We start from the raw sequence: 23,382 nt of genomic DNA on the forward strand, positions 1-23,382 counted from the left end.
AGATAGCCTTCAACGAGGACACCCCGCATGTTCCAGCTCACCCGCAGCGTCACCTGGCAGGCCCTGCAGCGCCTGCACGCCGACACCGCCAGTGACCGCATCGCCGACTACTTCTCCGCCGACCCGAAGCGCTTCGACAAGATGAGCCTGCGCGTCGGCGGCCTGTTCCTCGACTACTCCAAGCACCACATCTCGGACGCGGTGCTGGAGAAGCTGCTCGAGCTGGTCGATCACTCGGCGCTGGTCCAGCGCCGCGCCCAGATGTTCTCCGGCGACATCATCAACGTCACCGAGAACCGCCCGGTGCTGCACACCGCGCTGCGCAACGTCGGCGAAGGACCGCTGATGGTCGACGGCCAGGACGTGATGCCGGAGATCCAGCGCACCCGCGAGCAGATCCAGCGCTTCTCCGAGGCGGTGCGCAGCGGCGAGTGGAAGGGCTACAGCGGCGAGCGCATCAAGGACGTGGTCAACATCGGCATCGGCGGCTCCGATCTGGGCCCCAACATGGCCTGCCGGGCGCTGCTCAAGTACCGCCACCCGGACCTGAACTTCCACTTCGTTTCCAACGTCGACGGCGCCCACATCCAGAAGGTGCTCAACGGACTCGATCCGGCCACCACGCTGTTCATCGTCTCCACCAAGACCTTCTCCACCCAGGAGACGCTGCTCAACGCCAAGACCGCGCGGCGCTGGTTCCTGGAGCAGGCCGGCGAGGACGCCGACGTGGGCGCGCACTTCGTCGCCGCCTCCACCAACCGCAAGGCGGCGATGGCGTTCGGCATCCGCGAGGAGAACGTCTTCGAATTCTGGGCCTGGGTCGGCGGGCGCTACTCCATGTGGTCGTCGATCGGCCTGCCGATCGCGCTGGCCGTGGGCTTCGAGGGCTTCATGGAGATGCTCGAAGGCGCCTACGAGATGGACCAGCACTTCCTGAACGCGCCCAACGACGCCAACATGCCGGTGCTGATGGCGCTGATCGGGATCTGGTACATCAACTTCGCCGGCGCCGAGACCCACGCCATCGTGCCCTACGACCAGGCGCTGCATCAGCTGCCGTCCTTCCTGCAGCAGCTCGACATGGAGTCCAACGGCAAGTCGGTGGACATCTTCGGCCACCCGGTCGACTACAAGACCGGCCCGATCGTCTGGGGCCAGACCGGCTCCAACGGTCAGCACGCCTTCTTCCAGCTGCTGCACCAGGGCACCCGCTACGTGCCGATCGACTTCATCGCCTCGCTCAAGCCCGAGCCCGGCATGGAGGACCACCACTTCGCGCTGCTGACCAACATGCTGGCCCAGGCCAACGCCTTCATGGAGGGCAGCCAGAAGGGCAGCGACCTGGACCCCTACAGCTGCCCGGGCAACCGCCCCTCCAGCACCCTGCTGCTCGACGAGCTGACGCCGAAGAACCTCGGCGCCCTGATCGCCCTGTACGAGCACAAGGTCTTCGTCCAGGGCGTGATCTGGAACATCAACTCCTTCGACCAGTGGGGCGTGCAGCTCGGCAAGCGCATCGCCGGCGAGATCAGCGAGCGCATCGACGAGCACAGCCAGGACTTCGACGGCTCCACCCAGGGCCTGCTGACCCTGGTGCGCGAGCGCTTCCCGAGCCAGAAGCGCCAGGCGGCCGCCGACGAGGCGCCCAAGGCCAAGTCGGAACCGAAACCCAAGCGCAGCAAGGCCTCGAGCTGATTCAAGGAAGAGGGCGCCCGATGAGCCGAGGCGTAGCGTTGGCGCCCATGCCCTAAGGCGCTGAGTCGGGCGCCTGTGCCCTCAGGCGCGGGGTCGGGCGCCTATGCCCTCAGGCGCGGGGCCGGGCGCCTATGGAGAGCCACGCCCGACCCTCTGCCCCCACCAGGCCGCGGCCAGCCACAGCGGCACGCTGCCGACGCCATAGGCCAGCGCCAGCCAGAGGCGCGACGTCTCGAGCAGATAGAGCGTCTCCAGGCCGAACAGCGAGAAGGTGGTGAAACCGCCACAGAAGCCGGCCACCAGGAAGGGCTGCCAGCGGGCGGCATGGCCGGTGATGCGGTGGGCCGCCCGGGCGGCGAAGGCGGCGATCAGCCAAGAGCCGACCAGGTTGACCGCCAGGGTGCCCCACAGGAAGGCGCTGCCCAGCGCCTTCATCACGCCGAGCCCCACCAGATGGCGCGACAGCGCCCCCAGGCCGCTGCCGAGGCCCACCGCCAGATAGCTCCGCCAGCCCGTCATGCACCACCTCCGGCCAGCCACCAACCCAGCGCCACGGCGGCCACCCCCGCCACCAGGGTAATCAGCACGTTGGCCACGGCCGGGCCGGGGCGGCCCTCCTGCCACAGTGTCAGGGTCTGCAGGCTGAAGGACGACACCGTGGTGAAGCCCCCCAGACCGCCGACCGCCAGCAGCGACCAGGCGGGCGACGCCGTCACCGGCCAGCCCAGCGCCGGCGCCAGGGCGCCGATCGCCAGACAGCCCAGCACGTTCACCGCCAGGGTGCCCCAGGGGAAGCCACGCCCCAGCCAGCGCGCCGCCAGGTCACCCACCGCCAGGCGCGCCATGCCACCCAGCGCGCCCCCCACTGCCACCAGCCCCAGGCCGACGATGCCGCCGCTCATGATCCGTCTCCGCGTGAGTTCGCGACCATGCTAGCGAAGCCGCGGGGACCCGACAAAAAAACGCCACCCCCGGGGAGGGGTGGCGGAAAGACATGCTTGCCTTGCAGGGAACATCGTCATGGATGCTTGGCATCAAAGATGACATAGACTTCGACAGATGTACAACTCTCGTACACTATTGCAGGACCTTCGGGGCTCGACGCCTTCCACGCAGACTGGGAAGATGCGGACGATCCCCCGTTTTCGCTACACATCCACGCCACGACAAGGAGGCCCATCGCGTGACGCTCCCCAGACGAACCCTATTCCTCTTCGGCAGCTGGCTGCTGGCCTGCCTGCTGCTGGCCTCGGGGCCGCTGCAGGCGCAGCAGGGCGCCGACGGCCAGCAGGCGGCCAACGCCACCCTGGCCAGCCTGCTGGAGAACCCCGAGACCCGCCAGCAGCTGATCGACCAGCTGCGCGACGAGGCCCAGATCCCGACCGACGCCGCCACCGAGGCGGCGCAGGAAGTCGCCAGCGAGCCCTCGCTGCCGCGCCAGCTGGCCGAAGCCACCAGCCACGTCGTCGATGAGCTGGGCGGCCAGCTCGGCCAGGCCGCCGACACCCTGGTCGGCCTGTTCGGCGGCGGCCTGACCGATGATGGCGGCTTCGACATGAGCGCCTTCACCAGCGCCGCCCTGAACCTGGGCATGGTGATCCTGGCGACCCTCGTGCTGTTCGTCGCCATTCGCCGCCTGGTCCGCCCGCTCTTCACCCGCCTCAGCCAGTATTCGCTGAACGGCCAGGGCCTCCAGCCCATGCTGCGCCTGCTGCTGTGCGTCGGGATCGCGGCGCTGATCGATGCCCTGGTGGTGGCGCTGGCCTATGTCGGCGGCAATCTGGTGGCCACCTTCGCGGTGGGCGAGAGCGGCGAGCTCTCGACCCGCGCCTCGCTGTTCCTCAACGCCTTCCTGGTCATCGAGCTGCTCAAGGCCGCGGTGCGGATGCTGTTCGCCTCGCACTACGAGGGACTGCGCCTGCTGCCCATCGGGGCCGACAGCGCCCGCTACTGGAACCGCTGGATCGCCCGGCTGATCGGCCTGGCCGGCTACGGGCTGATGGTGGTGGTGCCGCTGGTCAACGCCTACCTGTCGCCCTCGCTGGGCAGCGCCGTGGGCACCCTGATCATGCTCGGCGCCTACGTCTACGCCGTGGCCGTGGTGATGCGCAATCGCCACAATCTGCGCCGGGCGCTGAACCACAAGGCCGGGCAGACCACCATGACCGCCAGCCGGGTCTCGCTGCAGCTGTTCGCCCGTACCTGGCACCTGTTCGCCCTGGCCTACTTCACCGTGGTGCTGGTGCTGACCCTGACCAAGCCGGAGACCGCCCTGCCCTTCGTCATGCTGGCGACGCTCAAGACGCTGGTGACCGTGCTGGCGGGCATGCTGATCTCCTCCTTCCTGACCCAGACCATCGGCCGCCGCATCCGGCTCAGCGACGAGCTGCGCCGCAAGCTGCCGCTGCTCGAGGCGCGCCTCAACAGCTACGTGCCTACCGCGCTGCGGGTGATACGCGCGGGGATCCTGATCGCCGTGGTGATGCTGGTGCTGAACGCCTGGGGCGCCTTCGATCTCGCCGCTTGGTACGCCTCCGAGGCGGGCCGCGACCTGCTCGGCAAGCTGCTCAGCGTGTTCATGATCCTGATCGTGGCCGCCGCCGCCTGGCTGGGGCTGGCCAGCCTGATCGAGCACAAGCTGAACCCCGAGACCGGGGGCGTGCCCTCGGCCCGCGCCCAGACGCTGCTGGCGCTGTTCCGCAACGCCCTGGCCATCGCCCTGGTCACGCTGACGGCGATGATCGTGCTGTCCGAGATCGGCATCAACATCGGCCCGCTGATCGCCGGCGCCGGGGTGCTGGGCCTGGCCATCGGTTTCGGCGCCCAGAAGCTGGTGCAGGACATCATCACCGGCGTCTTCATCCAGATCGAGAACGCCATGAACACCGGCGACGTGATCACGGTGGGCGGCATCACCGGGGTGGCCGAGAAGCTGAGCATCCGCTCGGTGGGCATCCGTGACCTCTCGGGCACCTATCACGTGGTGCCCTTCTCCAGCGTCGACACCGTCTCCAACTACATGCGCGACTTCGCCTACCACGTCGGCGAGTACGGCATCGCCTACCGCGAGAGCATCGACGAGGCGATCCAGGCGCTGCGCGATGCCTTCGACGACCTCTCCAACGACGAGGAGATCAAGCCCTGCCTGCTCGAGCCGCTGGAAGTGGCCGGGGTGATCGCGCTGGCCGACAGCTCGGTGAACATCCGCGTGCGCCTGATGACCACGCCGGGCGATCAGTGGGCCGTGGGCCGCGCCTACAACCGGCTGGTCAAGCTGCACTTCGACGCCGCCGGCATCGAGATCCCCTTCCCCCACACCACGCTCTACTTCGGGGCCGACAAGGAGGGCGGTGCGCCGCCGGCCAACCTGCGCGTCATGCAGCAGAACTTCTCGATCGACGGCAGCCCGGCCGGCCAGCCGCGGCAGGACGGCAACCATGTCGACGATCGTTTCAACCCGGCCGACACCTCGGCCCGCCGCGAGGTGCACAACCAGGACGACGTGGACTGAGTTCGCTCCCGGGCGGCGTCCACGAACGCCGCCCGGATCCTTTCACGCCCTCCTCCATGGGGGAGAACGCACCATGAAGAAGGGGCTGCCGATCGGCAGCCCCTTCTCTTGTTTCTGTTTCCTGCTCTCCTGTTGCCTGCCCCACCGGCATCGGCCGGCGGGCGGCCTGTTCAGGACGCCCGACGGGCGTTGCCGCGGGACAGGGTGTCCTCGGGCTCGGTGGGCTGAGGCAGCGAGGGCAGCGACTTGTCGAGCATCTCGACGCTCTGGCGGTAGTAGAGCTGGCTCTTGTTGTGCTCGCCCAGGTTGGCATAGAGCCGCGCCAGCTCGGCGCAGACCACGCCGCTCGGGCGCTGACGCTGACTGGCCTCGAAGTACTCCTGGGCCTTGCCCCAGTAGGCGTTGCGCAGCGACAGGCGACCCAGGGACAGCAGCAGGTCCGGGTCGTTGGGACGCTCCTGCAGCCACTTCTCGGCCACCACCAGCTGGCGGGCGGCGTCGACCTCGAGCAGGCCGTAGCGCAGCACCAGGCGGCTGTCCCACTGCTCCTTGAGCGAGTGGCGCAGCAGCCGCTCGGCGATGCCCTGCTCGTTGCCCCGCACCAGCGCCTCGGCGTAGAGCACGATCAGCTCGACGTTGTTGCGCAGCGGCTCGGGCATGTCGGCCCACAGGTTGCGGACGCGCTCGATGTCGCCCGGCTGACGCGCCTCGCGGCCGATCAGCTCGCGATAGGCCTGCCGCTCGAGCTGCTCGCGCTCCTCCGGGGAGATCAGCTGCTGAGCCCCCAGCCGCGGCATCAGGCGGCGCAGGCCGTCCCAGTCGCTGAGGCTGATGTAGGCCTGCTTGAGCTGCTTGAGCACCTGCGGGTGATTGGGCAGATGGCGATCCAGGCGGGTGAGGATGGCCAGGGCCTCCTCGTACTGCTGGCGATCCAGCATCAGCTGGGCCTGCATCATGCCCACCGCGGTGTCGGCGCCCTCGGTGCTGAGGTGCGCGCGCTTGAGCAGGGTATCGGCCTGCTCGTAGCGACCCTGGTAGTGGGCCGCCAGCGCCGCGGAGAGGTAGTTGACCAGCGGCGTGCTGGAGTCGTCGGCGGCCTTGACCAGCGACTTCTCGGCGCGCTTCCAGCGGCCCTCGGCCAGCGCCACCAGGCCGCGCACGGTGCGCTTCATGGCGGTGCGGTTGCGCGAGCGGCTGTTCCACACCTTGAAGCGCGACACCGGCCGCGACAGCCGCATCAGCAGGCGCAGCGCGAAGTGCAGCACGATGAAGGCGGCCAGCAGCAGCACCAGGCCGAACCAGAAGGAGGTCTGGTAGGAAGTGTCGCCGACGCGCACCAGCCAATAGCCGGGCACCGACATCATCAGCTGACCGAACAGGGCCCCGACCGCGAGCCCGACGACGATGAGCAGGATCAGCTTTCTCATGATGCGCCTCCCTGGCCGTTGCCGCCGGCCTCAAAGCGACGATCGATGAACTCGGCCAGCGCCTGCTGGGACGCGCTGATGTCGGGCAGCTCGGGGCGGATGGTGCGGCCCTGGAGCTCCTCGAGCCGGTTCATCACCGACTGCACGCCCTCGTCGTCGGTGTCGTAGTAGCCGTCGATCAGGGTCAGCGCCTTGTCGAGGCTGGCATCGAAGAGTTCCTGCTCCTCCTTGAGCAGCGCCAGCTGGGCCTGCTCGAGGATCAGCCGCACGCTCTGGCGCAGGTAGGACTCCTGCTCCGGCGTGATCAGCGCCTCCAGGGCCTCGTCATGCTTGCGCACGGTGACCAGCTCCTGGAGCTCCTCGCCGAAGCGCGAGAGCTGCTGCTGCCAGCCGCCGCTGGGCGCCTCCTCGATGGTGGAGTTGGCGGCGATCTCCTCGATGTCCTGGGCCAGCGGCAGGCCGGCGATCTGCTCCTGCTGGGCGTTGAGCGCCAGGTAGAGGCCGGTGCGGTCGACCCGGGGCACGGCTTCCAGCTCGGCCAGCTCGGAGGCGATATCGCGGCGGATCGGCAGCAGCGCCGGGTTGTCCGCCTCGCGCAGTCGGGCGTCGGCGGTGCGCAGCAGCGCCATGGCACCCTCGACGTCGCGCTCGAGCTGCAGGCGCTGGTTGGCCAGGCGCAGCAGGTAGGCGGCCTCGGCATGGAGCCAGTCGCGCTCGTCGGTCTGCTGCTCGCTCGCCAGGTCCTCGAGCACCCGGTCGAGGGCGTCGTCGACGCTGCCGCGGTAGTCGGAGAACTCGCTGCGCAGGTCGCTGATGGCGGATTCGCGCTCGCTCTGGCCGCTCTCCAGCCGCGAGGCCAGGTCGTCCAGCTCGCCCTGGGTCGCGGGCTGCTCGGGCAGCGCGGCCAGGTTCTGCTGCTGGGCGTCGAGCCGCTGCCAGACCTGCCAGCCGAAGTAGGCGCCGCCGGCGCCGAGCAGGATCACCAGCCCCAGCGCCACGGCGCCGGCCTTGCGGCCGCCCTTGCCGGAACCGTCATTGCCGCCGGCAGCGGTGGTACCGCCGCTGCCGCCGGACTTGCCCGACGCCGGCTGGCTCGCCCCGCGCGATGTCGCCGCACTGCCAGAGGCGGCCGCGGCGCCGCTCTTGCCGCCGGAGGCGGCGCCCTTGGCCGGCGCGGCGGCATCGGCCTTGCTACCGGCAGAAGCGTCGGCCTTGGCGGACGACGGTTGGGAAGAGGCCTTGTCGCCGCTCGACTCGCTGCCCTTGGCGGACGACGACTGGGAAGAGGCCTTGCCGCCGCTCGACTCGCCGTCCTTGGCGGACGACGGCTGGGGAGAGGCCTTGTCGCCGCTCGACTCGCCGCCCTTGGCCGCGCCGCCGCCCTTGCCGCGACGCCGGGACCGGCGCGATGAAGTGCCGCCGCTCGGGGTCGCCTCGGCCTCGACCTGGGGCGACGAGTCGGCGCCATTCCCGGCGCCGGAGGGCGTCTGTTGTTCGTCCTGATCGTTGTATTGCTTACTCATCTGTCGCTAGCCCTTTTCGAGATCGTCATGATCGACATCGGCCCTCTCCGGGTCTCCCTCGGCCACGGCCTTCGCCAGCGCGGCGGGCGTGGCTCCCGCCGCCACCGCGGGGCGACGAAACCCCAGCGTGCCGGCCAGTGTAGCCAACCGGGTACTGGACACGATTAGCGGTTGGTGCAAAGCGGCGCGCGAGCACCATCTTGCCAGATGTTCGAGAATTTCTCCGCTGGTCACCACCAGGGCGCGATAGTCGCCCGTGGCGAGCCGCCGCGCGAAGGCCGCGTCGGGGTCGAGCAGGCGGCGGCGATAGAGCGCCAGCCGGGTCAGCTCGGCCCCGCGCGCGGCGAGCGTCTCGCCCAGCAGCGCCCGGCCGCCCTCGCCCGCCGCCAGCAGCACCTTCTGCTCGTCGAGGCGCTTGAGCGACCCCAGGCCGAGCAGCGCCTCGCTGGTGTCGCCGTTGCCGGCCGGCGCCAGGTGCACCCGCACGCCCAGCTCGCGGTGCAGCACCTCGGCGGTGGCCGCACCCACGGCATAGTAGTCGAGGCCCACCGGCAGCTGCGGCCAGTAGCGGTCCAGTGCCTCAACCAGGCATTCGGCGGCGAAGGGGCTGACCACCACCACCCGCCGGAACTGATCGAAGTCCAGCCAGGCGTTTCGCTGCGCCTGGGTCTCCGGCAGGGCCTCGAGGGCCATGGCCTCGCCGCGCTCGACGGCGAAGCCGTGCGCGGCGATGGCCTCGGCCAGCGCCGCGGCCCGGGGCCCAGGACGGCAGATCAGGACCGGCGCTGTCGCCATCAGCCGCCGCCGTAGACCTCGGCGAGGATATCGCCGGCGCCCAGGTCCAGCAGCTCCTCGGCGACGCGGATGCCCAGCGCCTCGGGCTCGTGGATCGAGCCGCGGCCCTCGGCGCGCAGCACCTCGGTACCCTCGGGATTGCCGACCAGGGCGCGCAGCCACAGGGTCTGGCCGTCGTCCTCGAACACGGCGTGGCCGCCGATCGGCACCTGGCAGCCGCCCTCGAGGCGCGTGTTCATGGCGCGCTCGGCGCGCACCCGCGTGGCCGTGGCCGGATCGTCGAGCGGCGCCAGCAGCGAGATCAGCTCGGCATCGTGCATGCGGCACTCGATGCCCAGCGCCCCCTGGCCGCAGGCCGGCAGGCAGACCTCCGGCGGCAGCTCCATGGTGATGCGATCGCCCAGCCCCAGGCGCTTGAGCCCGGAGGTGGCCAGCAGGATGGCGTCGAACTCGCCGTCGTCGAGCTTGCCGAGGCGGGTCTGGACGTTGCCGCGCAGGCTCAGCACCTCGAGGTCGGGGCGCGCCTCGCGCATCTGCAGGCCGCGGCGCAGGCTGGAGGTACCGATGCGCGCGCCCTCGGGCAGCTCGTCCAGGGAGGCATAGTGATTGGAGACGAAGGCGTCGGTGGGATCGGCGCCCTCGAGGATCACCGACAGCCCCAGGCTCTCGGGGAAATGCATCGGCACGTCCTTCATCGAGTGCACCGCGATGTCGGCGCGGCCGTCGAGCATCGCCTCCTCCAGCTCCTTGACGAACAGCCCCTTGCCGCCGACCTTGGCCAGCGGCGTGTCGAGGATCTTGTCGCCGCGGGTGGACATCGGCACCAGCTCCACCTTGAGCTCGGGGTGCGTCGCCATCAGGCGGTCACGGACGTGCTCGGCCTGCCACAGGGCCAGCTGGCTCTTGCGGGTGGCGATACGCAACGTTGTCATGGCTTGCACAGGCTTCTCTCCGTCCCGGTTCATAGCGCCGGCGCCTGTTCACGCGGGCGCCCGGTGATCTCTGATATAGCTTCATCATAAAGGACCCGGCAGGCCAGGAAAATCGCCGCCCTGCCAGGACGCCCTCCGAATCCGTCGCCGCGAGGCATGAACGGGGCGCCGGGGCGGCGGCCGCGGAAGCGTCCCGCCCCCTCGCCTGACCCGCGGACTCTGGTACACTTTCCGCCATGTCAAGCCGGCACGGCCCGCCGCTCGCCGCCTCCTCTCACCGTCATGCAGGATGTCAGCCCGATGAGCCAGACCCCGACGAACGATAGCACCAACCAGTCCTGGGGCGGCCGCTTCAGCGAGCCCACCGACGCCTTCGTCGCCCGCTTCACCGCCTCGGTCGACTTCGACCAGCGCCTGGCCCACCACGATATCCAGGGGTCCCGCGCCCACGCCACCATGCTGGCACGGGTCGGGGTGCTCACCGAGGACGAACGCGACGCCATCCTGGCAGGCCTCGACGAGGTCCAGGCGGAGATCGAGGCCGGCACCTTCGAGTGGTCGGTGGACCTCGAGGATGTACACATGAACATCGAGGCGCGGCTCACCGACAAGATCGGCATCACCGGCAAGAAGCTGCACACCGGCCGCTCGCGCAACGACCAGGTCGCCACCGACATCCGCCTGTTCCTGCGCGACGAGATCGACACCGTGGGCGCCGAGCTGGCCCGCCTGCGCCAGGGCCTGATCGCGCTGGCCGACCGCGAGGCCGACACCATCATGCCCGGCTTCACGCACCTGCAGACCGCCCAGCCGGTGACCTTCGGCCACCACCTGCTGGCCTGGCAGGAGATGCTCGCCCGCGACCACGAGCGCCTGCTCGACTGCCGCAAGCGGGTCAACGTGCTGCCGCTCGGCGCCGCCGCCCTGGCCGGCACCACCTACCCGATCGACCGCCACGTGACCGCCGAGCTGCTGGGCTTCGACCGCCCCGCCGAGAACAGCCTCGACGCCGTCAGCGATCGCGACTTCGCCATCGAGTTCACCGCCTTCGCCAGCACCCTGCTGATGCACCTGTCGCGCATGAGCGAGGAGCTGGTGCTGTGGACCAGCGCCCAGTTCGACTTCATCGACCTGCCCGACCGCTTCTGCACCGGCTCCTCGATCATGCCGCAGAAGAAGAACCCGGACGTGCCGGAGCTGGTGCGCGGCAAGACCGGCCGCGTCTACGGCCACCTGATGGGCATGCTGACGCTGATGAAGTCCCAGCCGCTGGCCTACAACAAGGACAACCAGGAGGACAAGGAGCCGCTGTTCGACGCCCTGACCACCGTGCAGGACTGCCTCAAGGCGTTCGCCGACATGGTGCCGGCCATCGAGGCCAAGGCCGACAGCATGCGCGAGGCCGCGCGCAAGGGCTTCTCCACCGCCACCGACCTGGCGGACTACCTGGTGTGCCGCGGCGTGGCCTTCCGCGACGCCCACGAGATCGTCGGCCAGTCCGTGGCCTATGGGCTGCGCGAGGGCAAGGACCTCTCCGACATGAGCCTCGAGGAGCTGCGCCAGTTCTCCGACGTGATCGAGCAGGACGTGTTCGAGGTGCTGACCCTCGAGGGCTCGGTGGCCGCCCGCAACCACATCGGCGGCACCGCCCCGGACCAGGTGCGCGCCGCCGCCCAGCGCGCCCGCGAGGCCCTGGCCGCGCTGAGCGCCGATCGCACCCAGGGAGGCGAGGGCTGATGCGCCGCCTCGCCCCCCTCGCCCTGCTGACGCTCGCCCTGCTGGCCGGCTGCGGCCAGAAGGGCCCGCTCTACCTGCCCGGCGACGAGGCCGCGGCGGAGCGCTACGGCCCCCGCGATGCCCAGCAGAGCGACGACACCCAGGACAACGACGCCAACGCCGACGACACACGCAGCGCCGAGGAAGACTGATGGACCATTTCGAATATCGCGACGGCGTGCTTCACGCGGAAGACGTGGCCCTGCCGCGGCTGGCCGAGGAGTTCGGCACCCCCTGCTACGTCTACTCCAAGGCCACCCTGGCGCGCCACTTCCGCGCCTACACCGAGGCGCTGGGCAGCCACCCGCACCTGATCTGCTACGCGGTGAAGGCCAACTCCAACCTGGCGGTGCTCAACCTGCTGGCGCGGCTCGGTGCCGGCTTCGACATCGTCTCGGTGGGCGAGCTGGAGCGGGTGCTGGTGGCCGGCGGCGATCCGGCCAGGATCGTGTTCTCCGGCGTGGCCAAGGAGGAGAACGAGCTCGAGCGCGCGCTCTCGGTGGGCATCAAGTGCTTCAACGTCGAGTCCCGGGCCGAGCTCGAGCGCCTCGACGCCGTGGCCCGGGGCATGGGCAAGGTCGCCGCGGTCTCGCTGCGGGTCAATCCCGACGTCGACGCCGGCACCCACCCCTACATTTCCACCGGGCTCAAGGACAACAAGTTCGGCATCCCGGTCGACGAGGCCCATGAGGTCTACCGTCGGGCCGCGGCCATGGAGCACGTCCGCGTCACCGGGCTGGACTGCCACATCGGCTCCCAGCTGACCGACACCACGCCCTTCCTCGACGCCCTCGACCGGCTGCTGGTGCTGCTCGAGAAGCTGCGCGAGGACGGCATCGAGATCGAGCACCTCGACCTCGGCGGCGGCCTCGGCGTGACCTATCAGGACGAGCGTCCGCCGCAGCCGTTCGACTACGCCACCGCGCTGCTCGAGCGGCTGTCGTGCTGGCCGGGCAGCGAGCGTTTGACGCTGCTGTTCGAGCCGGGCCGCTCGATCGCCGCCAACGCCGGCGTGCTGCTGACCCGCGTCGAGTTCCTCAAGCCCGGCGAGACCAAGAACTTCGCCATCGTCGACGCGGCCATGAACGACCTGATCCGGCCCTCGCTCTACCAGGCCTGGCAGGCGATCCTGGCGGTCGACACCGGCGCCGAACGCGCCAGCGACACCTACGACGTGGTCGGCCCGGTGTGCGAGACCGGCGACTTCCTCGGCAAGGACCGCGAGCTCGCCATCGCCCCGGGCGACCTGCTGGCGGTGCGCTCCGCCGGCGCCTACGGCTTCGTCATGGCCTCCAACTACAACAGCCGCCCGCGCCCGGCCGAGGTGATGGTCGACGGCGATCGTGCCCACCTGGTGCGCCGCCGCGAGCGGCTCGAGGACCTGTGGGCCGGCGAGGCGGTGCTGCCGGACGACAGCGCGGAGACGCCTTGATGCTGCTGCAGTTCACCAAGATGCACGGGCTGGGCAACGACTTCATGGTGGTCGACCTGATCAGCCAGCGGGCGCGGCTGCGCGACGAGCAGATCCGCGAGCTGGCCGACCGCCGCTTCGGCATCGGCTTCGACCAGCTGCTGGTGGTCGAGCCGCCGCGCGACCCCGACATGGACTTCCGCTACCGGATCTACAACGCCGACGGCAGCGAGGTCGAGAACTGCGGCAACGGTGCCCGCTGCTTCGCCCGCTTCGTGCGTGACCAGCGCCTGACCCACAAGCACGAGATCCGCGTCGAGACCGCCGGCGGCCCCCTGACCCTGGTGGTCGAGGAGGACGAGCGGGTGCGCGTCGACATGAACACCCCGCGCTTCGCCCCCGAGACGCTGCCCTTCGAGGCCGACGAGGACCGCCCGCGGCACGCGCTCACCGTCGAGGGCGAGACCCTCGAGGTCGGCGTGGTGTCGATGGGCAATCCTCACGCGGTGCTGCGGGTGGACGACGTCGACACCGCCCCGGTGGCGCGCCTGGGCCCGCTGATCGAGCATCACCCGCGCTTCCCGAAGCGGGTCAACGCCGGCTTCATGCAGGTCGTGTCGCCGCATGAAATCCGCCTGCGCGTCTTCGAGCGCGGCAGCGGCGAGACCCTGGCCTGCGGCACCGGCGCCTGCGCCGCGGTGGCCACCGGCATCCGCCTGGGCTGGCTCGAGAGCCCGGTCACCGTGCACCTGCCCGGCGGCGACCTGGAGATCGCCTGGCCCGGCGGCGAAACCCACCTGACCATGACCGGACCCGCCACGCGGGTCTTCGAGGGACGCGTACCCCTGGCATAAAGACCGACAACACCGCGCGCCCAACGCAGAGGAGAGATCGCCCATGAGCCAAGCCGCCCCCGAGCCGCGCAAGACCCTGGACCCCGACATCGTCGCCCAGTGGCTGGCCCGCCACCCGGACTTCTTCGTCGGCCGCGAGGGGCTGCTGCAACAGCTCCGGGTACCGCACCCCGAGGCCCGGGGCGCCACCTCCCTGCTGGAGCGCCTGGTGCACGACCTGCGCGGCCGCGCCGAGCAGGCCGAATGGCGGCTCGAGCAGCTGCTCGAGTCGGCCCGTCACAACGAGGCCCAGTATCGGCGCACCCGCGAGCTGGTGCTGGCGCTGCTCGAGGCCGAGGACCGCGATGCCCTCGGCCAGGCGCTGGCGACCCAGTTCAGCGAGCGCTTCCAGGTCCCGGCGCTGGCGCTGTGGTGCCCGTCCTCGCTGACCGACGACGAGCCGACGCCGCCCCAGGCGCCTCGCCAGGTACTCGACGACCACTCGGCCCAGCGCCTCAACGCACTGCTCGATGGCCGGGCCAGCCGCTGCACGCGGCTCACGCCCACCGACTGGAAGCGCCTGCTGCCCCATGCGCCGGCGCCCGATCAGGCCGGCTCCTGCGCCCTGGCGCGGCTGACCCTGGGCGAGCCCATGGGCTATCTGGTACTGGCCAATCCCAATCCGGATCACTTCCGCGCCAGCATGGACACCCTGTTCACCGAATACGTCGGCGACGTGGTGGCCCGGCTGCTGGTGCGGCTGACGCCCGCCCGCCATGGCTGACGACACACCGCTGGCGCGCCAGGTCGAGGCCTGTCTCGCCGAACTCGCCCGCACGGCCAGCCCGGCCACGGTGAGCGCCTATCGGCAGGATCTGGCGGCGCTGGCCGCCTTCCTCGAGGCCCAGGACGTGGACGACGGTGGCGCGCTGGACGTGGCCCTGATGCGCCGCTTCCTTGGCGGCGAGCGGGCCCGCGGCCTGGCGCCGCGCAGCCTGGCCCGACGCCGCGCGGCCGTGGCACGCTTCGCCGAATGGCTGCGGCGCGACGGCCGGCTGGCCCACAACCCGACGGAGCTGGTGCGCACGCCCAAGGCGCCGAAGGACCTGCCGCGCCCGGTGGACGTGGACGCCCTGGCGCGCTTCCTCGACACGCCCCACGACGGCTCGCCGCTGTCGGTTCGCGACCAGGCCATGCTCGAGCTGTTCTATTCGAGCGGCCTGCGCCTGGCCGAGCTGGCCGCCCTCGACCTGACCGACCTCCAGCCCCAGCGGGTGCGAGTGCTGGGCAAGGGCGGCAAGCCGCGTCAGGTGCCGGTGGGCGGACGCGCCCGCCAGGCCCTGGACGCCTGGCTAAGCGTGCGCGGCGCCCTGGCGGGCGACGGCGAGGGCGCGCTGTTCGTCGGCGCCCGGGGCGGGCGCCTCGGGCACCGGGCGATCCAGCAGCGCCTGGCCCAGCTGGCCCGGCGGCGCGGCCTCGACGAACACCTGCATCCGCACCGCCTGCGCCACTCCTTCGCCAGCCACCTGCTCGAATCCAGCCAGGACCTGCGCGCGGTCCAGGAACTCTTGGGCCATGCCCACCTGTCGACCACTCAGGTCTACACCCGGCTGGACTGGCAGCACCTGGCCGCCGGATACGACGCGGCACATCCCCGGGCGCGACGCCGCCCCGACGACAGCGACACTTCCCCATGACCCGACGCCCCCTCTCTCCCCCCGGCCAGCGCCCCCTCCAGGCCCTGACCTTCGATCTCGACGATACCCTGTGGGACAACCAGGGCGTGATGACCCTCACCGAGGAGGGGCACTACGCCTGGCTCGACGCGTCTCTCGCCGCCTGGCTCGACGAGCGCGGCGAACACGCCCTGGGCCGCTTCGCCGAGCGGGAGCCGATCGAGGCCTACCAGCGCCGCCGGCGCGAGCTGGCCGAGCGCCATCCGCTGCGCCGCGGCGACTTCACCTGGATCCGCGAGCAGGCGCTGTGTGCGCTGCTGGAGGAATTCGGCCTGCCCCGCTCGGCGGCCTGGATGTGGGCGCTGGCGGCCATGGAACACTTCCACCACCTGCGCCTGCGCGTCTCGCCCTATCCGGAGGTGGAGCCGATGCTCGAGGACCTGCGCCGGCGCTACCGGCTGGCCTCGATCACCAACGGCAACCTGGCCTTCCACCGGCTCGAGCTGTCGCGCCACTTCGAGGTCTCGATCGCCGCCGGCGAGATGCACGCCCCCAAGCCGGACCCGCGCTGCTTCCTGATGACGCTAGCCAAGCTCGGCACCACGCCGGAGCGGGCGATGCATATCGGCGATTCCTGGCAGGAGGACATCCTGCCGGCGGTGCGGCTGGGCATGCAGGCGGCCTGGATCGCCGGCGACACGCCCCACGGCGAGGCGATGCCGGCCGGCGTGCACCGGCTCTCGCATATCCGCGAGCTGCCGGCGCTGCTGGAGAGGCTGGGTAAGGAATGATGTGAAGCACTCGACCGGGGCGCCGGGGGAAGGTGCCGACCGGCCGAGCGACGCCGAGGCTTACTGGGGTTCGGAGAGCAGCCAGTCGTCGAGGCGCTGATGTACTTCCTCGATGCCATCCTTCTTGAGCGACGAGAACAGCTGCACGCTCACCAGATCCTCCCACTCGCGCAGCCGCGAGCGCACCTGCTGCAGGGCGTTCTTGGCCGCACCGCGCTTCAGCTTGTCGGCCTTGGTCAGCAGGATATGCACCGGCATGTCGGCCTCGTCGGCCCAGCCGAGCAGGGTCTGGTCGAACTCGGTGAGCGGATGACGCACGTCCATCAGCAGCACCAGCCCCCGCAGCGAGGAACGCCGGCGCAGGTAGTCGGAGAGGTGGCGCTGCCACTCCAGCTTCACCTGCTCGGGGACCTTGGCATAGCCGTAGCCCGGCAGGTCGACCAGGCGATGCGCGTCGCCCTCGTCCAGCGAGAAGAAGTTGATCAGCTGGGTCCGACCCGGCGTCTTGGAGGTGCGCGCCAGCGCCTTCTGGCGCGTCAGGGCGTTGATGGCGCTGGACTTGCCGGCGTTGGAACGGCCGGCGAAGGCGACCTCGGCCCCGGCATCGGCGGGACATTTCGCCAGCGTCGGCGCACTGGTGATGAAGCTGGCTGCCTGGTAATTGAGGCGCGACATGGCGGGGTTCCTGACGTCGATCAAGGGCGTCGCGGGTTGCATTTCCGCGATTCCGGTGTTCCTTTTATACTGCAGTCGATTTTGTCTGCGGCCGGGGACGGCAGTATACACCGTGCACCCAACGCCAGCGACCGGCGGCCCGGCCAGCTCCACCACTAACGGCAGTGTGGATTCGCGATGAGAAAGCTTCTGGCAAGCCTGGCCATTTCCCTGAGCGCCACCGGCGCCGCCCATGCCGCGTCCCTGGCGCAGGCCGATGCCGCCACCGGCGCCGCCCATGCCGCGTCCCTGGCGCAGGCCGATGCCGCCGCCGGAGGCGACAAGGCCGCGGCCTGCGCCGCCTGCCACGGCCAGCAGGGCGTCGGCATCACCCCGGCCTTCCCTAACCTGGCCGGCCAGCAGGCCTCCTACCTGGCCAAGCAGATCATGGACATCCGCGACGGCAACCGTCAGGTGCCGCAGATGGCCGGCCAGGTGGACGGCTTCTCCGATCAGGACGCCTGGGACGTGGCCGCCTACTACGCCGGCATGGAACCGGCGCTGGGCCAGGCCGACCCCGATCCCGCCCTGGTCGAGCGTGGCCGCGAGCTGTACCGCGCCGGCGACATGGAGAAGGGCCTGCCGGCCTGTGCGGCCTGCCACACGCCCACCGGCGCGGGCATCGGCAGCGCCGTCTATCCCGCCCTGTCGGGCCAGCAGCGCGACTATGTCGTCTCCACCCTGCAGGCCTTCGCCGCCGGCGAGCGCGCCAACGATCCAAGCGCTATCATGCGCGACATCGCCGCCAAGATGAGCGACCGCGACATGGAGGCGGTGGCCAACTACGTACACGGTCTGCACTGAGCCGGGCCCCGCGAGCGCGGCCGCGCGCCGCGCTCGACGCCTTCAGGGAACCCACGGCCCGGCGGCGACTCCAAGGCCGCGAACGCCGTTCCCGAATGACGGCGATCGGATCACGTCAAATCAAGGAGAGACTCCCCGAATGTTCAAGTCACTGATGGTCGCCGTGGCCGGCCTCGGCCTGTCCACCCTCGCCTCCGCTGCCCCGGTCGCCGGACAGGACTACACCGTGCTCGACGAGCCGGTCCAGACCCAGGTCGCCGACGGCAAGATCGAGGTCACCGAGGCCTTCTGGTACGGCTGCCCGCACTGCTACGCCCTGGAAGAACCCCTCAACGCCTGGGTCGACGAGCTGCCCGAGGACGTCGAGTTCCAGCGCATGCCGGCCACCATGGGCGGCGCCTGGAACCGCCACGCCACCGCCTTCTATGCCGCCCAGCAGCTGGGCATCCAGCAGGAGATGCACAGCGACTTCTTCGACGCCATCCACGAGCAGGGCGCCCAGCTGACCGACAACGAGGACATCGCGGCCTTCTTCGGCCAGTACGGCGTCAGCGAGGACGAGGCCCTCGACGCCCTGGACGCCTTCGGCGTGAAGTCCCAGGTCAACCGCGCCCACGCGCGGATGCGCAACATGCAGCTGATGGGCGTGCCGGCGCTGGTCGTCGACGGCCGCTTCGTGGTGACCCCGAGCACCGCCGGCAGCCTCGACAACATGCCGCAGATCGCCGACGCCCTGGTCGAGCAGGTGCGCGAGGAGCGGGCCGAATAACATGAGTCATCAGGCCGAGGACAGGGGCCTGGCCCCGCACGCGAAGCCCCTGAAGCTGCTGACCTTCAACCTGCAGGTGGGCATCCAGACCTCGGCCTATCATCACTACCTGACCCGGGGCTGGCAGCACCTGCTGCCCCACCCCCGCCGCGGCGAGCGCCTCGACGCCATGGGCGAGGTGCTCAGCGGCTTCGACATCGTCGGCCTGCAGGAGGTGGACGGCGGCAGCTTCCGCTCCGGCCACGTCAATCAGGTCGACTATCTGGCCAGCCACGGCGGCTTCCCCCACCACTACCAGCAGCTCAACCGCAACCTGGGGCGCGTCGCCCAGCACAGCAACGGCCTGCTGTCGAAGCTGCCGCCGGCGCGCATCGAGGAACATCGACTGCCCGGCACCCTGCCCGGGCGCGGCGCCATCCACGCCCGCTTCGGCGAGGGACCCGACGCCCTGCACGTGTTCGTCGCCCACCTGGCGCTGAGCCATCGCGGCCGCGTGCGCCAGCTCGACTATCTCAGCGAGCTGATCCGGCCCCTGCGCCACGTGGTGGTGATGGGCGACCTCAACTGCACGCCGGACCAGATCCACGCCCATTCGCGCTTCCGCGAGGCACTGCCGTTGCATCCGGTGCGCCCGCCGCTCAGCTATCCCTCCTGGCAGCCCCGCCGCGCCCTGGATCACATCCTGCTCTCTGACTCGCTGGAGGCCGACCGCGTCGAGGTGCTGGAGCACCTGTTCTCCGACCATCTGCCGGTGGCGATCGAGATCCGGCTGCCTGCCGCCTGCCACGCCAGCCTGGCTCGAGGATAGGGCCGGAGACGGCGGCACAAGGGTAAGACCAATGTCCCACCCGTCGTCCTGACAGGCGTTGACCAATTCCCGTATAGTCGGCTGGGCCGTTTCAACGCACGGCGCTACTATCTCGACATCCTTGCAACCTCGAGCGATCGCCCATGCCTCCCACCCACGAGCTACCGAGCCTCCTGGCCCGGCTCGACCGCTTCTCCGAGTGGCTCGGCCGCAGCCTGTCCTGGCTGATCCTGCTGATGATGCTGATCCAGTTCCTGATCGTGGTGCTGCGCTATGCCTTCAGCATCAACAGCATCCCCATGCAGGAATCGGTGATGTACATGCACGCCACGGTATTCATGCTGGCCGCCGGCTACACCCTGCGCCACGGCGGCCACGTGCGGGTGGACATCTTCTATCGGGCCCTGACGGCGAAGCGCAAGGCGCTGGTCGACCTCCTGGGCACGCTGTTGCTGCTGCTGCCCTTCATGCTCTTCGTGATCCTGACCAGCCTGGGCTACGTCGGCAAGTCCTGGGCGATCCTCGAGACCTCGCCGGACACCGGCGGCATTCCCGGCGTCTTCCTGCTCAAGACACTGATCCCGTTGTTCGCCGGGCTGATGATCCTGCAGGGCGTGGTCGAGGCCTCGCGTAACCTGCTGATCCTGACCGGCCGCATCGATCCCGAGGCCGACGTCCCCGACCACCACGAGGAGCACCTGTGATGCTGGAGTTCATGCCACTGGTGCTGTTCGCCGTGATCTGCACCGTCCTGATGGCCGGCTATCCGGTCGCCCTGTCGCTGGCCGGCACCGCCCTGGCCTTCGCCGGCCTGGGCTTCGGTCTCGAGGCACTGGGCGTCGATGCCAATTTCGACGGCGGCTACCTGGCCGCCTTCCCCAACCGCCTCTACGGCATCATGAGCAACCAGACGCTGCTCGCGGTGCCACTGTTCGTGTTGATGGGGGTGCTGCTGGAGAAATCGCGGGTCGCGGAGACGCTGCTCGAGGCCATGGCGCTGCTGTTCGGCTCGCTGCGCGGCGGCCTCGGCATCTCGGTCACCGTGGTCGGCATGCTGCTGGCCGCCTCCACCGGCATCGTCGGCGCCACCGTGGTCACCATGGGCCTGATGTCGCTGCCGACCATGCTCAAGCGCGGCTACAGCATGCCGCTGGCCACCGGTACCATCTGCGCCACCGGCACCCTGGGCCAGATCATCCCGCCCTCCATCGCCCTGGTGCTGCTGGGCGACGTGCTGTCCTCCGCCTATCAGCAGGCCCAGCTGTCGATGGGCATCTTCAGTCCCAAGACCGTCTCGGTGGGCGACCTGTTCATGGGCGCGCTGGTGCCCGGCCTGATCCTGGTGGGGCTGTATATCGCCTACGTCGCCGTGACCGCCTGGATCAAGCCCGCCTCCGCGCCGGCCGTGGATCGCCGCGACCTGATGGAAGAGCTCGGCCACGAGGGCGGCCTCGGCCTGCTGCTGCTCAAGGGACTGGTGCCGCCGATCGTGCTGATCGTGGTGGTGCTGGGCTCGATCCTCGGCGGTTTCGCCACCCCCACCGAGGCCTCCGCAGTCGGCGCCTTCGGCGCGCTGGTGCTGGCCCTGGCCTATCGCCGCCTGGACATGGCCACCCTCAAGGAGGTGCTGCGCTCCACCGTGGACGTCACCACCATGGTGTTCCTGATCCTGATCGGCGCGGCGCTGTTCTCGCTGGTGTTCCGCGCCTACGGCGGCGAGGAACTGGTCACCCACCTGTTCGAGAGCATGCCCGGCGGCGTGGTCGGCGCCACCCTCATCGTGATGCTGGTGATCTTCCTGCTCGGCTTCATCCTCGACTTCATCGAGATCACCTTCGTGGTGGTGCCGATCGTCGGCCCGATTCTGCTGGCCATGGGCCTCGATCCGGTGTGGCTGGGCATCATGATCGCCATCAACCTGCAGACCTCGTTCCTGACGCCGCCGTTCGGCTTCGCGCTGTTCTACCTGCGCGGGGTGGCCCCGGAGTCGGTGCCGACCTCGGCCATCTACCGCGGCGTGATACCGTTCATCGTCCTGCAGCTGGCGATGCTGATCGCGCTGTCGTTCTTCCCGCAGCTGGCCACCTGGCTGCCGCAGCAGTTCTAGCGGCGCCGGCCCAGCCCAGCGTTGGCGCCCCGTGGAGGAGACGCGGGCGCCGACGACTACAGTGTCGGAAGCGACTCATCGTCCTTCCCATGACGGCTCGGCCCGTCCGAGCCTGGTGCAAGCCCTGGCCTGCCGGACCCCCCGGTTCAACAACGCCATAACAGATCTAGGGAGCAAGCATGCAACGCACGTCACTCGCCAACGCCATTACCCTCGCCGGTGCCGCCACCGGCCTGCTGCTCGTCGGGGCCCAGGCCCAGGCCCAGGACACCTTCGAGTGGAAGATGGTGACCTCCTGGCCGAAGAACTTCCCCGGCGTCGGCCAGGGCCCCGAGCGCCTCGCCGAGCTGGTCGACCAGATGTCCGACGGCCGGCTGACCATCGAGGTGTTCGGCGCCGGCCAGCTGGTGCCCGGCTTCGAGGTCTTCGACGCCGTGTCCGAGGGCACCGCCGAGCTGGGCCACTCCGCCTCCTACTACTGGAAGGGCAAGGCCCCGGCGGCTCAGTTCTTCGCCGCCGTGCCGTTCGGCATGAACGCCCAGGAGATGAACGCCTGGCTGCACTACGGCGGCGGCCTGGAGCTGTGGAACGAGCTCTACGAGCCGTTCGGGGTCGACGTCATGGCCGCCGGTGCCTCCGGCGTGCAGATGGGCGGCTGGTACAACGAGGAGATCAACTCGGTCGACGACCTGGACGGCCTGAAGATGCGCATGCCGGGCCTCGGCGGCGAGGTCATGAACCGCATGGGCGTGGCGATCGTCAACATGCCCGGCGGCGAGATCTTCACCTCGCTGCAGTCCGGCGCCATCGATGCCACCGAGTGGATCGGCCCCTACAACGACCTGGCCTTCGGCCTCCACCAGGCCGCGGACTACTACTACTATCCGGGCTGGCACGAACCGACCGTGATGTTCGAGGCGATCGTCAACGACGAGGCTTTTGCCGAGTTGCCGGACGACCTCCAGGCGATCCTGCGCACCGCCATCCGCGACGTGAACGCCGACGTGCTCGACGAGTACACCGCCCGCAACAACGACGCCCTGGAGACGCTGATCAACGAGCACGACGTCGAGCTGCGCCGTCTGCCGGACGACGTGCTGGCCCAGGCCAAGGCGCACTCCGAGGACGTGGTCGCCGAGCTGGCCGAGTCCAGCGAGATGGCCGGCAAGATCCACGAGTCCTACCGCGCCTTCCAGGAGAAGGTGGAGAACTACCACGCCATCTCCGAGCAGGCCTACTACAACGCCCGCAACCCGGAAGGCGACACCACCAGCGCCGCCGAGTAAGACCACGGGTCAACCGTACAACAGGGCCGCCTCCGGGCGGCCCTGTTGCGTTTGCAGGGTCGCGCCTATCCGCAGTAGGGCGCCAGCCAGGCCTCGGCCATCGCCAGCACCAGCGCGTAACGCCCGCTCTTGGCCACCAGAATCCACAGCGTGGCCCGCCACCAGGGCAGCCGGAAGATACCCGCCAGCACGGTCAGCGGATCGCCGATCACCGGGGCCCACGAGAGCAACAGGCTGGCCTCGCCGAAGCGCCGGTAGCCGCGCTCCGCACGTGCCAGACCTCGCGGCGAGGCCGGAAACCAGCGGCGATCCTGAAAGTGCCGGGCATAGCGACCCAGCGCCACGTTGATCAGGCTGCCCAGCACGTTGCCCGCGGTGGCCGCCGCCCACAGCGCCGGCAGCGCCCCGCCCTGGCACCATTGCCTGGCCAGCCATGCCTCGGAGCCGCCCGGCAGCAGGGTGGCGCTGGCCAGGGCGATCAGGAACAGGCTCAGCATGGCCGCCTGCCCGGCCGCTGGCGTATG

At 70.0% G+C, this 23,382-nt stretch carries 22 protein-coding genes and 1 pseudogene; 15 read left to right on the forward strand and 8 right to left on the reverse strand.

Going from position 1 to position 23,382, the window contains the following annotated elements:
• Nucleotides 1-27 precede the first annotated feature (27 nt).
• Nucleotides 28-1,695 carry a glucose-6-phosphate isomerase gene (gene pgi, locus ACGTNF_RS12530; RefSeq protein ID WP_394601987.1) on the forward strand — a complete coding sequence of 556 codons (1,668 nt, stop codon included), beginning with the start codon at nt 28-30 and terminating at the stop codon, nt 1,693-1,695.
• Nucleotides 1,696-1,824: 129 nt separating this feature from the next.
• On the opposite strand, the gene ACGTNF_RS12535 is transcribed toward pgi, so the two are convergent.
• Both ACGTNF_RS12535 and crcB read right to left on the reverse strand, forming a co-directional pair.
• Complete coding sequence (locus ACGTNF_RS12535) at nt 1,825-2,214, reverse strand: fluoride efflux transporter FluC (RefSeq protein ID WP_394601988.1); 390 nt, start codon at nt 2,212-2,214, stop codon at nt 1,825-1,827.
• Complete coding sequence (gene crcB, locus ACGTNF_RS12540) at nt 2,211-2,597, reverse strand: fluoride efflux transporter CrcB (RefSeq protein ID WP_152479921.1); 387 nt, start codon at nt 2,595-2,597, stop codon at nt 2,211-2,213. Before crcB ends, ACGTNF_RS12535 begins: the two co-directional genes overlap by 4 nt.
• Before the next feature lie 281 nt (nt 2,598-2,878).
• On the opposite strand from crcB, the gene ybiO reads away from it, so the two are divergent.
• Nucleotides 2,879-5,206 (forward strand): mechanosensitive channel protein, encoded by a 2,328-nt coding sequence (gene ybiO, locus ACGTNF_RS12545; protein WP_394601989.1) that lies wholly within the window; start codon nt 2,879-2,881, stop codon nt 5,204-5,206.
• A gap of 170 nt (nt 5,207-5,376) precedes the next feature.
• On the opposite strand, the gene ACGTNF_RS12550 is transcribed toward ybiO, so the two are convergent.
• From ACGTNF_RS12550 to hemC, 4 genes are read right to left on the reverse strand one after another with little or no spacing between them, the layout of a single operon-like run.
• Nucleotides 5,377-6,633, reverse strand: coding sequence for a heme biosynthesis HemY N-terminal domain-containing protein (locus ACGTNF_RS12550; protein WP_016855861.1), 1,257 nt, complete (start codon nt 6,631-6,633; stop codon nt 5,377-5,379).
• Entirely contained in the window at nt 6,630-8,156 is a 1,527-nt protein-coding gene (locus ACGTNF_RS12555; protein WP_394601990.1) for a uroporphyrinogen-III C-methyltransferase, read from the reverse strand. The genes ACGTNF_RS12550 and ACGTNF_RS12555 overlap by 4 nt, the downstream gene beginning before the upstream one ends.
• A gap of 6 nt (nt 8,157-8,162) precedes the next feature.
• On the reverse strand, nt 8,163-8,951 hold the full coding sequence (locus tag ACGTNF_RS12560; protein WP_394601991.1) for a uroporphyrinogen-III synthase: 789 nt from the start codon (nt 8,949-8,951) through the stop codon (nt 8,163-8,165).
• Nucleotides 8,951-9,883: a hydroxymethylbilane synthase gene (gene hemC / locus ACGTNF_RS12565; protein ID WP_394601992.1), complete on the reverse strand. Its 933-nt coding sequence runs from the start codon at nt 9,881-9,883 to the stop codon at nt 8,951-8,953. The genes ACGTNF_RS12560 and hemC overlap by 1 nt, the downstream gene beginning before the upstream one ends.
• Before the next feature lie 300 nt (nt 9,884-10,183).
• Between hemC and argH the strand changes: the two genes are divergently transcribed.
• The 7 genes and pseudogenes from argH (at nt 10,184) to ACGTNF_RS12600 (ending at nt 16,370) form a co-directional block, all read left to right on the forward strand.
• On the forward strand, nt 10,184-11,620 hold the full coding sequence (gene argH / locus ACGTNF_RS12570; RefSeq protein ID WP_394601993.1) for an argininosuccinate lyase: 1,437 nt from the start codon (nt 10,184-10,186) through the stop codon (nt 11,618-11,620).
• Nucleotides 11,620-11,724, forward strand: a pseudogene (lptM, locus tag ACGTNF_RS16290) (LPS translocon maturation chaperone LptM); the annotation flags it as partial. The gene argH and the pseudogene lptM, both read left to right, overlap by 1 nt.
• Before the next feature lie 86 nt (nt 11,725-11,810).
• The gene (gene lysA, locus ACGTNF_RS12580; protein WP_152479928.1) at nt 11,811-13,091 is read left to right on the forward strand and encodes a diaminopimelate decarboxylase; all 1,281 of its coding nucleotides are present in this window, start codon (nt 11,811-11,813) and stop codon (nt 13,089-13,091) included.
• Complete coding sequence (gene dapF, locus ACGTNF_RS12585) at nt 13,091-13,924, forward strand: diaminopimelate epimerase (protein WP_394601994.1); 834 nt, start codon at nt 13,091-13,093, stop codon at nt 13,922-13,924. Before lysA ends, dapF begins: the two co-directional genes overlap by 1 nt.
• Nucleotides 13,925-13,967: 43 nt before the next feature.
• On the forward strand, nt 13,968-14,687 hold the full coding sequence (locus tag ACGTNF_RS12590; protein ID WP_394601995.1) for a DUF484 family protein: 720 nt from the start codon (nt 13,968-13,970) through the stop codon (nt 14,685-14,687).
• Nucleotides 14,680-15,600, forward strand: coding sequence for a tyrosine recombinase XerC (locus tag ACGTNF_RS12595; protein WP_394601996.1), 921 nt, complete (start codon nt 14,680-14,682; stop codon nt 15,598-15,600). Before ACGTNF_RS12590 ends, ACGTNF_RS12595 begins: the two co-directional genes overlap by 8 nt.
• Complete coding sequence (locus ACGTNF_RS12600; RefSeq protein WP_394601997.1) at nt 15,597-16,370, forward strand: HAD family hydrolase; 774 nt, start codon at nt 15,597-15,599, stop codon at nt 16,368-16,370. The genes ACGTNF_RS12595 and ACGTNF_RS12600 overlap by 4 nt, the downstream gene beginning before the upstream one ends.
• 60 nt (nt 16,371-16,430) lie before the next feature.
• Here ACGTNF_RS12600 and yihA read toward each other — a convergent pair whose 3' ends face one another.
• On the reverse strand, nt 16,431-17,045 hold the full coding sequence (gene yihA, locus ACGTNF_RS12605) for a ribosome biogenesis GTP-binding protein YihA/YsxC (RefSeq protein ID WP_152479933.1): 615 nt from the start codon (nt 17,043-17,045) through the stop codon (nt 16,431-16,433).
• A 177-nt stretch (nt 17,046-17,222) separates the two neighbouring features.
• Between yihA and ACGTNF_RS12610 the strand changes: the two genes are divergently transcribed.
• The 6 genes from ACGTNF_RS12610 to ACGTNF_RS12635 all read left to right on the forward strand — a co-directional run bounded on the left by ACGTNF_RS12610 (nt 17,223) and on the right by ACGTNF_RS12635 (nt 22,858).
• The gene (locus ACGTNF_RS12610; protein ID WP_394601998.1) at nt 17,223-17,888 is read left to right on the forward strand and encodes a c-type cytochrome; all 666 of its coding nucleotides are present in this window, start codon (nt 17,223-17,225) and stop codon (nt 17,886-17,888) included.
• A gap of 139 nt (nt 17,889-18,027) precedes the next feature.
• Nucleotides 18,028-18,657, forward strand: coding sequence for a thiol:disulfide interchange protein DsbA/DsbL (locus tag ACGTNF_RS12615; protein WP_016855874.1), 630 nt, complete (start codon nt 18,028-18,030; stop codon nt 18,655-18,657).
• Nucleotide 18,658: 1 nt separating this feature from the next.
• Entirely contained in the window at nt 18,659-19,465 is an 807-nt protein-coding gene (locus ACGTNF_RS12620; RefSeq protein WP_394601999.1) for an endonuclease/exonuclease/phosphatase family protein, read from the forward strand.
• Between the two features lie 143 nt (nt 19,466-19,608).
• Nucleotides 19,609-20,169 (forward strand): TRAP transporter small permease subunit, encoded by a 561-nt coding sequence (locus ACGTNF_RS12625; RefSeq protein WP_394602000.1) that lies wholly within the window; start codon nt 19,609-19,611, stop codon nt 20,167-20,169.
• On the forward strand, nt 20,169-21,572 hold the full coding sequence (locus tag ACGTNF_RS12630; RefSeq protein ID WP_394602001.1) for a TRAP transporter large permease: 1,404 nt from the start codon (nt 20,169-20,171) through the stop codon (nt 21,570-21,572). Before ACGTNF_RS12625 ends, ACGTNF_RS12630 begins: the two co-directional genes overlap by 1 nt.
• A 179-nt stretch (nt 21,573-21,751) precedes the next feature.
• Entirely contained in the window at nt 21,752-22,858 is a 1,107-nt protein-coding gene (locus tag ACGTNF_RS12635) for a TRAP transporter substrate-binding protein (protein ID WP_394602002.1), read from the forward strand.
• Nucleotides 22,859-22,923: 65 nt separating this feature from the next.
• On the opposite strand, the gene ACGTNF_RS12640 is transcribed toward ACGTNF_RS12635, so the two are convergent.
• Complete coding sequence (locus tag ACGTNF_RS12640; RefSeq protein WP_394602003.1) at nt 22,924-23,355, reverse strand: YqaA family protein; 432 nt, start codon at nt 23,353-23,355, stop codon at nt 22,924-22,926.
• Nucleotides 23,356-23,382: the final 27 nt, after the last annotated feature.

Source organism: Halomonas sp. B23F22_10 (assembly GCF_043496975.1).
In the GTDB taxonomy this organism is placed as follows: domain Bacteria; phylum Pseudomonadota; class Gammaproteobacteria; order Pseudomonadales; family Halomonadaceae; genus Halomonas; species Halomonas smyrnensis.